10 protein-coding genes are annotated in these 11,308 nt (G+C 72.1%); 5 read left to right on the top strand and 5 right to left on the bottom strand.

All coding sequences use genetic code 11. The annotated features are described in order from the left end of the window. Window positions 1-47: 47 nt before the first annotated feature. Window positions 48-926 carry a substrate-binding periplasmic protein gene (locus MPPM_RS23865; RefSeq protein ID WP_096487193.1) on the bottom strand — a complete coding sequence of 293 codons (879 nt, stop codon included), beginning with the start codon at window positions 924-926 and terminating at the stop codon, window positions 48-50. A gap of 11 nt (window positions 927-937) precedes the next feature. Continuing rightward, window positions 938-1,360 (bottom strand): cytochrome c-550 PedF, encoded by a 423-nt coding sequence (pedF, locus tag MPPM_RS23860; protein WP_017483748.1) that lies wholly within the window; start codon window positions 1,358-1,360, stop codon window positions 938-940. 182 nt (window positions 1,361-1,542) lie between these two features. Here pedF and pedA1 point away from each other — a divergent pair, with 182 nt between their 5' ends. Genes pedA1 through MPPM_RS23835 form a run of 5 tightly spaced genes read left to right on the top strand, consistent with a single transcriptional unit; the run spans window position 1,543 to window position 7,801 of the window. Further along, window positions 1,543-2,778 (top strand): lanthanide ABC transporter ABC transporter substrate-binding protein PedA1, encoded by a 1,236-nt coding sequence (gene pedA1, locus MPPM_RS23855; RefSeq protein WP_096487192.1) that lies wholly within the window; start codon window positions 1,543-1,545, stop codon window positions 2,776-2,778. Window positions 2,779-2,824: 46 nt separating this feature from the next. Next, a complete protein-coding gene (locus MPPM_RS23850; protein WP_096487191.1) occupies window positions 2,825-3,838 on the top strand; it encodes a YVTN family beta-propeller repeat protein in 1,014 nt (337 codons plus the stop codon). Next, window positions 3,835-5,952 carry a 4Fe-4S binding protein gene (locus MPPM_RS23845; RefSeq protein WP_096487190.1) on the top strand — a complete coding sequence of 706 codons (2,118 nt, stop codon included), beginning with the start codon at window positions 3,835-3,837 and terminating at the stop codon, window positions 5,950-5,952. The genes MPPM_RS23850 and MPPM_RS23845 overlap by 4 nt, the downstream gene beginning before the upstream one ends. A 10-nt stretch (window positions 5,953-5,962) precedes the next feature. Continuing rightward, a complete protein-coding gene (locus MPPM_RS23840) occupies window positions 5,963-6,937 on the top strand; it encodes an FAD:protein FMN transferase (protein WP_432419831.1) in 975 nt (324 codons plus the stop codon). Window positions 6,938-6,952: 15 nt separating this feature from the next. After that, window positions 6,953-7,801: a DUF1194 domain-containing protein gene (locus MPPM_RS23835; RefSeq protein ID WP_432419830.1), complete on the top strand. Its 849-nt coding sequence runs from the start codon at window positions 6,953-6,955 to the stop codon at window positions 7,799-7,801. Between the two features lie 45 nt (window positions 7,802-7,846). Here MPPM_RS23835 and MPPM_RS23830 read toward each other — a convergent pair whose 3' ends face one another. The 3 genes from MPPM_RS23830 to MPPM_RS23820 all read right to left on the bottom strand — a co-directional run bounded on the left by MPPM_RS23830 (window position 7,847) and on the right by MPPM_RS23820 (window position 11,282). Further along, window positions 7,847-8,509: an ankyrin repeat domain-containing protein gene (locus MPPM_RS23830; RefSeq protein ID WP_096487188.1), complete on the bottom strand. Its 663-nt coding sequence runs from the start codon at window positions 8,507-8,509 to the stop codon at window positions 7,847-7,849. Between the two features lie 125 nt (window positions 8,510-8,634). Beyond that, the gene (gene ggt / locus MPPM_RS23825; RefSeq protein ID WP_096487187.1) at window positions 8,635-10,344 is read right to left on the bottom strand and encodes a gamma-glutamyltransferase; all 1,710 of its coding nucleotides are present in this window, start codon (window positions 10,342-10,344) and stop codon (window positions 8,635-8,637) included. 44 nt (window positions 10,345-10,388) lie between these two features. Continuing rightward, on the bottom strand, window positions 10,389-11,282 hold the full coding sequence (locus MPPM_RS23820; protein ID WP_244573396.1) for a polysaccharide deacetylase family protein: 894 nt from the start codon (window positions 11,280-11,282) through the stop codon (window positions 10,389-10,391). Between the last annotated feature and the right edge of the window lie 26 nt (window positions 11,283-11,308).

Genomic DNA, 11,308 nt, shown 5'->3' with positions numbered 1-11,308 from the left:
GTCGACCGGGCGGAGCATTTCCACGCTCCGACGACTATGGAGCGACCTCAATACCCCTGCGGCGCGGTGTAGCTGACGCCGTAGCTGGCGCAGATCGCCTTGAGCCGTCCTTCTTGCGCCAGGGCGGCGAGCGCATCGCCGACCGCGTAGGCGAGGTCGCGGGAATCGCTGCGGACCGCGCCGCCGAGGTCCCACCGCGTCCGCACGAGACCGGGGATCGGCACCTCGACCACGGGATTGTCTTGCCCCGCAACGCCGGCCGCCGCGAGCGCCGCCTCGATGCCCGCGCGGGTGCCGGCGAGGATCGGGGTCTCGCCGGCGAGATAGGCTTTCACCGCCTCGTCGAAGCTGCGGAAATGCCGGACGGTGCTGCGGAAGCGCCCGCCCTCGGCATTCATCACGAGGCTGTCCGAGGCGCTCGTGCCCTCGACCGCGACGGTGTTGCCCTCAAGGTCGCGCACCCCTTCGAACCCCTCGATCCGGCCGCGATGATAGGCGAAGGCGAGGCGCTGCTCGAAATAGGGATTGGTCAGGAAGATCTGCTCGTTGCGGGTGGCGAGGATGCGGTCGTGGGGCACGTGCAACATCAGGTCGGCGAGCGGGGTACCGGCGAGGTCGCCGCGCCACAGGTTCAGCCGGAAGTCGCCGTCCACGTTCTCGCCGGCATCCACCACCCGCAGGTCGAGCTTGAGCTTGAGCCGCTCGGCGATGGCCCGGGCGAGATCCGCGTCGATGCCGCGGGGACCCGCTGTCCCCGCTTCGGAGAAGGGGCGGTTGTCGTCGTAGATCGCCACGCGCAGGACGCCCGAGGCCGTCACCTCGTCGAGCGGGCGCGCGGCGGCGGGCCTGCCGGTGATCACCCCGGCGGCGACGAGGCAGGCGAGGATGGCGCGGGCGACGGCGCGGCGGCGGGGGAGGGCGCGCATGGGCGGCCTTCCTACTCCTCGTGCTTGGCTTCGATGTAGGTGCGGATCGCCCACAGGGCCTCCTGCGACAGCACGCCCTCGAAGGCCGGCATCTTCATCACGCCGTTGGTGGTCGCGCCGTGGCGGACGCGCTCCACGAAGTACTCGTCACCCTCCTTGCCGAGGGGCAGGTAGCGCAGGTCCGGCGCCAGCCCGCCCGAGATGACCTGCAGGCCGTGGCAGCGGGCGCAGTTCTGATTGAAGCCGGAATCGCCGATGGCGATCGCCTTGGCGTCGCCGCGATAGGGATTCTCCTCGCGCCACGCGTCGCCCAGCGGCGCCAGGCCGGTCGTGTCCACGGGCTGCGGCTGCACGTCGCCATGGCCGAAGGCGGCGGACACGGACAGGACGAGCCCGACGGCGAGGAGCCCGCCCTTGAGGGGTGCAGCCTTCATTTTCATTCCTCCCATTCTTGAGAGGACGGTTAGCAAGCGCGCCCGGCCGAACCCATTGTGCTTTGGTACGGGGGCGCTGGGGAGGTGGAGGAGGTGAGGGGGAGACCTTGGTCCAATACCGGGGGCCCCTCGATCGAACGTATCCTCGGCTCCAACAACAATCGGGAGGCGAGCAGGGCGCGATGCTGGCGCGGCTCGGGAAACGGCAGGGCGGCCCTCTCCGGGCGACGCCGCGGCGCAAGGCGTGCGGCGTCGGGCTGAGCCTGCACGGCCTGCTGTGGCTTGCGCTGCTGTCGCCGGCGCGGGCCGAGCCGCTGGCGATCCACTACCTCGAGCGGCGCGTCGAGCGGCCCACGCCCCTCAACAACGAGGATCCGATCCCCGACGACGAGGGGCTGAAGGGCGCCGAACTCGGCCTCAAGGATTCGAACGCCACCGGCCGCTTCGTCTCCCTGGACTTCACCCTCGACAGTCGTGTCGTCGCCGCCGGCGAGGACATCCGCGTGGCGTTTCGCGCACTCGGCGAGAGGCCGCGCTTCGTCGTGCTGAACGCACCCGCCGAGGACGTGCTGGCGCTCGCCGACATGCCCGAGGCCAAGGGCACCGTGTTCCTCAATGTCGGCGCGCCGGATTCGCGCCTGCGCGAGGCCGATTGCCGGCCGCGCCTGCTTCACGTCCTGCCCTCGCGGACGATGCTCGCCGACGCGCTGGTGCAGTTCCTCGCCTACAAGCGCTGGACCCGCATCCTGCTGCTCTCCGGCCCGGCCCCGGCGGATGCGCTCTATGCCGAGGCGGTCAAGAAGAGCGCCAAAAAATTCGGCGCGCGGATCGTGGCCGAATCCCGCTACGATCCGCAGGGCGGCGACACCCGCGACACGGCGCTCCGCGAGTTCGTGCTGCCCACCCGCGGCCCCGAGCACGACGTGGTCGCGGTCGCCGACGAGGCCGGGGCGTTCGGGGCGAACCTCGTCTACAACACCGCCGCGGCCCGGCCCGTGGTCGGCACGCAGGGGCTCACCCCGGTGGCCTGGGGGCGCCCGGTCGAGGCCTGGGCGGCGGTGCAGCTCCAGACCCGGTTCCGCCGCCTCGCCGGACGGGCGATGCGGCCGATCGATTACGCCGGCTGGATGGCCGTGCACGCGCTCGGCGAAGCGGCGGTGCAGGCGCGCAGCACCGATCCCGAGAAGGTGGCGGAGCTGGTGCTGTCGCCGCGCTTCGAGGTCGGCGGCTTCAAGGGGCGCCCCTTGAGCTTCCGCGCCTGGGACGGGCAATTGCGCCAGCCGGTCTTCCTGCTCTGGCCGGGCGCGGTGACCGCCACCGCCCCGATCGAGGGCTTCCAGCACCACCGCACCGAACTCGACACGCTCGGCCCCGACGAGCCGGAGAGCGCGTGCCGGGCTTTTCGGAAACCGGGCTGATGCGGGGCCCAACCGCCGAGCCGCCAACGAGAACGGGATCCGCCTCATGAGCCGCGCCGCGACCGCACGCCTCCTCCTCTGCGCCGGCCTGCTCGGGCTCGTAGGCTCGGCCGCGGCGGAAGAGATCTTCGTCTCGAACGAGCGCGACAACACCGTTTCGGTGATTGACGGGGCCACGCTCGAGGTGATCCGCACCTTCCCCGTCGGCCGGCGCCCGCGCGGGCTCACCTTCTCCCGCGACGGCCGCACGCTCTACGTCTGCGCCAGCGATTCCGACGCGGTGCAGGTGATCGACCCCGATACGGGCGCGTTGCGCCACAACCTGCCCTCCGGAGAGGATCCGGAGCAGTTCGCGCTGGCCCCCGACGACCGCACCCTGTTCATCGCCAACGAGGAGAACGCTACCACCACCGTGGTGGATGCGCAGACCCGCAAGGTGCTGGCGCAGATCGATGTCGGCATCGAGCCCGAGGGCATGGCGGTGAGCCCGGACGGGAAGACCGCCGTCACCACCTCCGAGACCACCAACATGGTCCACTGGATCGACGTGCCGACGCTCACGGCCAACGACGCGACCCCGGTGGGCCAGCGCCCACGCGCCGCCGCCTTCTCCGCGGACGGGCGGATGCTCTGGGCCTCCTCCGAGATCGGCGGCACGGTCGCGGTGATCGACGCCGCCACCCGTAAGGTGGTCGAGACCATCGAATTTGCGGTGAAAGGCATCGCCGCCGACCGGCTCCAGCCCGTGGGCATCACCCTGACCCGGGACGGGCGCTTCGCCTTCGTTGCGCTCGGCCCCTCCGACCGGGTCGCGGTGATCGACGCCAAGACCTACAAGGTCGTGAACTACATCCTCGTCGGCCGCCGGGTCTGGCAACTCGCCATGACGCCCGACGAGTCGCGGCTCTTCACCACCAACGGCGTGTCGGGTGACGTCACCGTGATCGACGTGGCGACCCAGCGCCCGATCCGCAGCGTCAAGGTCGGCCGCTTCCCCTGGGGAGTCGCCGTGCGCCCCGCTTCCGGCACGTCCGAGCGCTCGGCGGGCGCCGCCCCGTGACGCGGGTCGGACGCGGCCGCACCGCATCGAACGCCCTGCGGTCGGCCCTGCTCGCGCTGCTGGCCCTGGCCCTGGCCGCCCCGCTCGCCGCGGCGGGCAGCCTCGACCGGGCCGGGATGGAACGCCACTTCCCCGCACCGCTCGTGGTCGGCGAGCGCGACGCGACGCTGCCGGTCTGGCCGATCCTGAAGCAGGAGGCCGGCAGCTACGAGGTCTTCGCCTACGCCTTCGAATCGATCGACCTCGCGCCGATCCCCGGCTTCGGCGGCACGCCCCCCGACCTCCTGGTGGCGCTCGCCCCCGACGGGACGTTCCGCGACGTGAAGGTGATCTCCCATCACGAGCCGGTCTTCCTCGAAGGTCTCGGCTCGGAGCCGCTCTTCGCCTTCGTCGAGCAATATGTCGGGATGTCGGCCCGCCGCCCGATCCGGGTCGGGCGCCCGAACGCCCGCGGCTCCGGTGCCGCGCCGCAGACCACGGTCGACGGCATCTCGATGGCCACCGCCTCGACGCGGGTGATCAACGAATCGATCCTCGCCGCCTCCCTCGCGGTGGCGCGGGCGAAGCTCGGCTTCGGGGCCGCCAATCTCGGCCTGAAGGTCGAGGCACGGCCCGAGACCGGCGAAGCCCTGAATGTGGCCGAGCTAAGCGCGCGGGGCTGGCTCCGGCGCCTTACCGTCAGCAACGGCCAGGCGGAGGCCGCTTTCCGCGATGCGGGCGTGGCGGTCGCCGGTGACGGCCCGGCCGAAGCGCCGCTCCTCGACCTGACCTTCGCCTATCTCAACGCGCCGGCGATCGGCCGCACCCTGCTCGGGCCTGAGCGCTTCGCCGCCCTGACCCGCGAGCTCGGGCCCGGCGATCACGCGGTGCTGGTGGTGAGCCACGGCCCCGAGAACCCCCTCGGCGACGAGTTCGTGCTCGGCTCGATCCCCGACCGGCTGACGGTGACGCAGGGGGGCCTCGCCGTGAACGCCCGCGACATGGCGATCGAGCGGCGCGGAGCCGCCCCCGGCCTGCCGGACGGGCCCTGGACCATCCTGCGGATCACGGGCGCGGCGGGCTTCGACCCGTCCGCCCCCTGGACGCTCGGCGCGAAGATCGTGCGCGAACGAGGCCAGATCTTTCCAGAGAAAATTGCCCGTGAGTTCTCCGCCGATTACGCGCTGCCGGCCGATCTCTTCATCCGCGAGGCGGCGGAGGCGGGGCCGGGCTGGACCGATCCGTGGCGGGCGCGCGGCGTCGAACTCGGGGTGATCGCGCTGGCGCTGGCCGGGCTGCTCCCGGTGCTGGCGCGCCAGCGCGGCCTCGTGGCCGACCGGCGCCGCTTCCCCATGTTCCGGCTCGCCTACCTCGCCTTCACACTTCTCTTCATCGGCTGGTACGCCCAGGCGCAGCTCTCCATCGTCACCCTGGTCGGCCTCGTGCGTGCCGCGGCCGTGACGCACGATCTGACCTTCCTGCTCTACGATCCGCCCTCGCTGCTGCTCTGGGCCTTCGTCATCGCCACGCTCCTCGTCTGGGGCCGGGGCACCTTCTGCGGCTGGCTCTGCCCGTTCGGCGCGCTGCAGGAATTCGTCGCGTGGCTGGCCAAGCCCCTGCGCCTCCGGCCGGTCGCGGTGCCGCCGCGCCTCGACCGCGCCCTACGGCAGGCGAAATACGTGCTTCTGGCCGGCATCCTCGCCGCCGCGGCGGAAGGCTCGCCGCTTGCCGACAGCCTGTCCGAGGCCGAGCCGTTCAAGACCGCGATCACCCTGTACTTCGTCCGCGCCTGGCCGTTCATCGCCTACGCCCTCGGCCTGCTCGTGCTCAACCTGTTCGTCTACAAGGGGTTCTGCCGCTACCTGTGCCCGCTGGGCGCGAGTCTGGCCGTCCTCGGCCGCCTGCGCCTGCTCGACTGGATTCCCCGCCGGGCCGAATGCGGCAGCCCGTGCCAGCTGTGCAAGGTGCGCTGCCGCTACGGCGCGATCCGCACGGACGGCCGCATCGACTATCCCGAGTGCTTCCAGTGCATGGACTGCGTCACGATCATCCACGATCCCGGCCAATGCGTGCCGGAGGTAATGGCGCGCCGCCGCGGGCGGCGGATCGCGCCGCAGCCGGTCGCGGCGGAGTGAGGCCGTGCCGATGACGCCCCCTCCGTCCCGGCGCCGCGCTCTCCTCGGCATGGCCGGACTCGCCGCCCTCGCGGCCCTGAGCGGCCCCGCCGCCTTCCGGACGCTGGCGGCGGCGCGGGGCCTCGCGACCCGCACCCGCGCCGGCCTCGCCTTCGGCACCACGGTGGCGCTCACCGCCGCCGGCCCCGACCCGGCCGCGCTCGACGCCGGCCTCGCCGACGGATTTGCCGCGATGCGGGCGGTCGAGGCCGCCGGGAGCCTGTTTCGCGCCGACAGCGCCCTGTCGCGCCTCAACCGCGAGGGCAGGCTCGACGCGCCGCCGGCCGACCTCGTGGCAATGCTCGGCCTCGCCCTCGATCTCGCGAAGGAGACCGACGGAGCGTTCGACCCGACCGTGCAGCCGCTCTGGCCGGTCTGGTCCGAAGCCGCCGCGCGGGGGGACAAACCGGATCCGAACCACCTGCGTGAGGCCGTCGCTCGAGTCGGCTGGCGCCGCGTCGCGTTCACGCCGGAGCGGATCGTCCTGGAGCCCGGAACGGCGCTGACGCTGAACGCCCTGATCCAGGGCCATGCCGCCGACCGGGTGATGGCGGCCCTGCAGGGGCGGGGCATCACGGACGCCTTCATCGATACCGGCGAGTTCGGCGCCATCGGCGCGCATCCCGACGGCACGCCGTGGCAGCTCGGCATCGCCGATCCGCGACGGCCGGAGGCGCTGTCGGCGGTGATCGCCCCGTTCTCGGGCTTTGCCGCGACCTCGGGGGATTACGGCATGAGCTTCTCACCCGACCGGGCCGACCACCACATCTTCGATCCCGCCACCGGACACTCGCCGCGCGGCCTCGCCTCGGTCACCGTCATGGCCGGGACAGGCCTCCTGGCGGACGGCCTCTCGACCGCCTGCATGGTTCTCGGCCCCGAGAAGGGCTGCCGGCTCGTGGCGCAGCGGCCGGGCTGCTCCGTGCGCTTCCTCGGCAAAGTCTGATCCCGAGGCTCGACCATGTCGCCCCTCCGCTTCAGCCGCCGCAGGATCCACGGACAGGCGTTCCGTCGCCGCGTCGGGCCCGGCATCGCGGTCGCCGCCGCGCTCGCGATGGCGCTCCGGATCGGGCCGCCCCTCGGCGGCGCCCGCGCCGAACCGGCGGGCGCGGCCTCGGTCGCCCTCGTCGTCTCCGTCGACGTGTCGCAATCGGTCGACGATAGCCGCTTCGTCTTGCAGATGGAGGGCATCGCGGAGGCGCTGGAGGATCCGGGCGTGATTGCGGCGATGACCGGCCATCCCGGCGGCACCCTCTTCGCCATGGTCACCTGGGCCGACCGCGCGGGCCTCCCCCTGGGCTGGCGGCGGATCGCCACCCGCGCCGACGCCTTCGCGGCGGCGGCCCAGGTCCGCGCCACGCCCCGGCAATCGGGCGAGTTCACCTGCCTCGGCCAGATGTTCCGCACCGTCACAGCAACCGTTCTCCCGGCGATGCCGGTTCCGGCCGAGCGGATCGTCGTCGACGTCTCGGGCGACGGCATCGACAACTGCACCGACCCGGAGGATCTCGAGGCCGAGCGGACGGCGCTGCTCGCCACCGGCGCCACGATCAACGGCCTGCCGATCCTGGTGCCGGGCGAGAACGACGTCGTCGGCGCCGGCGCCTACCGGGCTCCGGGCTACGGGCTTCGCGCCACGCCGCTCCCGCAGGAGCGGACGGATCTGGTGCAATGGTACAGGGCCCACGTCGTGGCCGGACCCGGCGCCTTCCTCCTGAAGGCGGCGGGCTACGGCGACTTCGCGCGGGCTCTGCGCCGAAAGTTCGTGATCGAGGTCAGCGGTCTCGCGCCGGGCCGGCGCGACGAGTGATCCGGCACGGCATCGTGGCGTTCGCGCGCCGCTCGTCCGTCCCGGCTACACGAAGCCCTCCTCGACCAAGCGGCTGCCCATCGAGGTGATCTCGTGCCGCTGCCCGGAGCCGCCGACGACGCGGCACCAGCTTTCCGCGACGAGCACGGCGTCGATGCCGTCGGTCCGGAGGCAGTAGGCGAAACCACCGTACATGCCGGGCACGGCAAACCAGATCTTCTGGTCCGCCGGAACTTCCAGCAGCGGACCGAGCTCGGGAAGCCGGAGGCCGGACTTGCGGACGAGATCGTCGGCGCGGCCACGGATGACGGCGTGGAAGTGGGTCTGGATCATCGCAAGGACGCCCGCCGGTACACGGCGGAGCAGCACCGGGCGCAGGATCGCGGCGGCGCGCCCGTGGCCGCACCGCTCCGCCACATCGACGGGCCGCTCGCCGCGCGCGTTCGGGAGCATCCGCCAGGCACCCAGCCGGATCAGCTCGTCCAGGATGCCGGGCGGCGCGTTCCCGTGCGCGGCCTGATGGAGCGGCGCGAACAGTGACGAGCCGCCGGGCCGCGTCGTGTTCACGAGTTCGGGGCGCTCGCGCAGCAGAGCCAGCACCCTCGTCCAATCGTAGGCCTTGGCGGCATCGGCCAGCCGATGCCGCTCGGACGCACTTCCCTCGCTCACCACGCCGTTGGTGATGATGCCGTCCCAGACCAGCGACATGGTTTGCCCCCGCTCGCACGATGACGCCATCATGCCGGTCCGACGGCAAGCGGGCGAGCCCGGCCGACACGGCACCAACACGGCACGGGCAGCCCGAGATCGCGCCGGTCCGCATCGCGCCGGCGTCAGAGGCCGAGGGCGAGGCCGTCGCTGCGCGGATCGTGGGCGCCGACGAAGCTCCCATCCGCCTCGATGCGGATCGCGCCCGGATGGCCGGCGAGCGGGCTCTGGGCCGGGATGGGGCTGATCTCGTGCCCCCGTGCGGTGAGTTCTTCGAACACGGCCTGCCCCGCATCGAGTTCGAGCTTCAGGCTGTCGCGGCTGTCGGAGAAGGTCTTGCCCAGGAGGAAGCGAGGCCGCGCGAGGGCGGTGAGCGGGTCCATGCCGTAATCGATCAGACGCGTCAGCACCGCCGCGAGGGTCTGCGGCTGCCCGTCCGCGCCCTGGGTTCCGTAGAGCAGCCGCGGGCGGCCGTCCTTGAGGTACATCCCGGGATTGAGGGTGTGGAACGGGCGCTTGCCGGGGCGCAGCGCGTTGATGCTCCCGGGATCCACGCTGAAGGCCGCACCGCGATTGTGCCAGAGGATACCGGTATCACCCGCGACGACGCCGCTTCCCCAGTCGAAATAGACCGTCTGCAGGAGGCTGACGCAGTTGCCGTCTCGGTCGGCCGCGCCGATGAAGACGGTGTCGCCGGTCTTGAAGACGTGCGGCCAGGGCGCGGCCTTGCGCGGATCGATGCTGCGGGCCAGCCCATCGAGATGGGCGGGCGACAAAAGCCGCTCGACGGGAACCTCGGCGAAATCCGGATCGGCGATGAAGCGGTTGCGGTCGATGAAGGCCCGCTTCACCGCCTCGACGAGGAGGTGGTAGTAGTCGGCGCTGCCCTCGGGAATCGAGGCCACGTCGAAGCGGTCGAGAACGCCCATGATCTCGAGGGTGGTGAGCCCTTGCGTCGGCGGGCGCAGGCTGATGAGTTCCCCGCCGCGGTAGGGCACGCGCAGCGCGCTCTCGTTGCGGGCCCGGCAGCGGGCGAGGTCGTCAGCCGTCAGGGGCGAGCCCGCCTTCTCCAGCCCGCGCGCGATCCGCTGGGCCAACTCGCCCTCGTAGAAGTCGCGTCCGCCGTTCTCTGCCAGCATCGTCAGCGTGCGGGCGAGGTCGGGCTGCCGAAACGTCGCCCCGGCCTCCGGGATGCGGCCCCCGTCGGTGAAGACGCGCACGACATCGGGCCAGTCGCCGATCTCCTTGGCGCGGAAGATGGCCCAGAAGCGCTGCGACGGCGTCAGGGGAAACCCGTCCGTGGCATAGGCGATGGCGCGCCGGAACAGATCCTTCCAGGATTGCCGGCCGCCCCAGGCCCGCTGGCTGAAGGTGAAGGCCTGCTCCCAGGTATCGACGGCCGCCGCCGCGGTGATCGCCGAGCCGGGTCCGCGCACCGGAATCGGTCGCCCGTCGTCCGGCAGTTTCGCCGCCGCCTGACCGATGCCGGACAGGGTGATGCTCGCGCCCTGACGGTCGCTGACGATCATGAAGGCGTCGCCGCCCAGGCCGCAGAAATGCGGATAGGTCACGCAGAGCGTGGCGTTGATGGCGATGGCCGCCTCGATGGCGTTGCCGCCGGCCCGCAGCACCTCCCGCCCGGCCTCGCTGGCGAGTTCGTGCGGGCTCGTCACCATGCCCTGGCTGGATCGGGCCAGCGCGCCGCGGGGGGCGCCCGCTTCGGCGAAGAGACGGGTCGGCATGGTCGTCGCCCCCAGGGCAGAAGCGGAGGTCAGGAGAAGCGCGCGCCGCGAAACGTCCGGCGCGACAGGTCGATGGTCTTCGCTACGATCCATGACAGGGTCCTCGCGGCCTCCGCACGGGGATGCGGGCGCCGCCGCTACGCCGCCCGTTCGGCGGCATGCGCCGCGATGGCGCCGGCCGTGGTGAGCCAGACCGTGTCCCGCTGCCCGGCGATCCGTTCGAGCGCCTGCCGCAGGGGGCGTAGCCGGTGCGGCTGGCCGACGATGTAGGGGTGGAGCGCGATGCCCATGACCAGCGGCGCGCGGCGCGACTGTTCGAGCATCTCCTCGAAGGCATCGGTGATGGCCTCGGCGAAGGCCCGGCCGGTATCCTTGCGCGCGACGATCGCCGGGATATCGTTCAGCTCCTGCGGATAGGGCACCGAGAGGATGCGCCCGCCGTTGCGCGTCGCGAACCAGGTCGGCTGATCGTCGTGGCACCAGTCGAGCAGGTAGCGGTAGCCCGCCTCCGCCAGCAGGTCCGGCGTGACGCGCGACTGCGAGATCCAGGGGCCGAGCCAGCCGGCCGGCGCCCGGCCCTCTTCCCGCGTCAGCACCGCCGTCGCTTCGTCGATCAGCGCCCGCTCCTCGGCCTCGGAGAGCGTGCCCTGCCGCTCGGCATTGGTGCGGCCGTGCCCGACAATCTCGTCGCCGCGGGCGCGAAACGCCTCGATCAGGCCCGGACAGTCCCGGTAGATCCGGCTGTTGACGAGGATGCTCGCCGGCATCTGCAGCTCGTCGAGCATGTCGCGGAGGCGCCACGCGCCGACCCGGTTGCCCCAATCGCGCCACGCGTAGTTCAGCACGTCCGGCTGCGGCCCGCCCGGGGCCAGCTCGGCGCCCAGGCCCGCGCCGAAATCGAAGGTTTCGAGGTTGAGCGCGAGGTAGACCGCGAGGCGCTTGCCCTCCGGCCAATCGTAGACCGGCCGGTCCGGCAGGGCGGAATAGGCGTAGCGGCCATGGCTCGACACTGTCGGCTCCGATGTCGTCACGGGGAAGGTCTCGATCCTGTCGTGGA

Source organism: Methylorubrum populi, assembly GCF_002355515.1.
GTDB lineage: Bacteria > Pseudomonadota > Alphaproteobacteria > Rhizobiales > Beijerinckiaceae > Methylobacterium > Methylobacterium populi_A.
The sequence above is the reverse complement of the archived record's forward strand: the minus strand, read 5'-3'. Positions and strand labels throughout refer to the sequence as shown.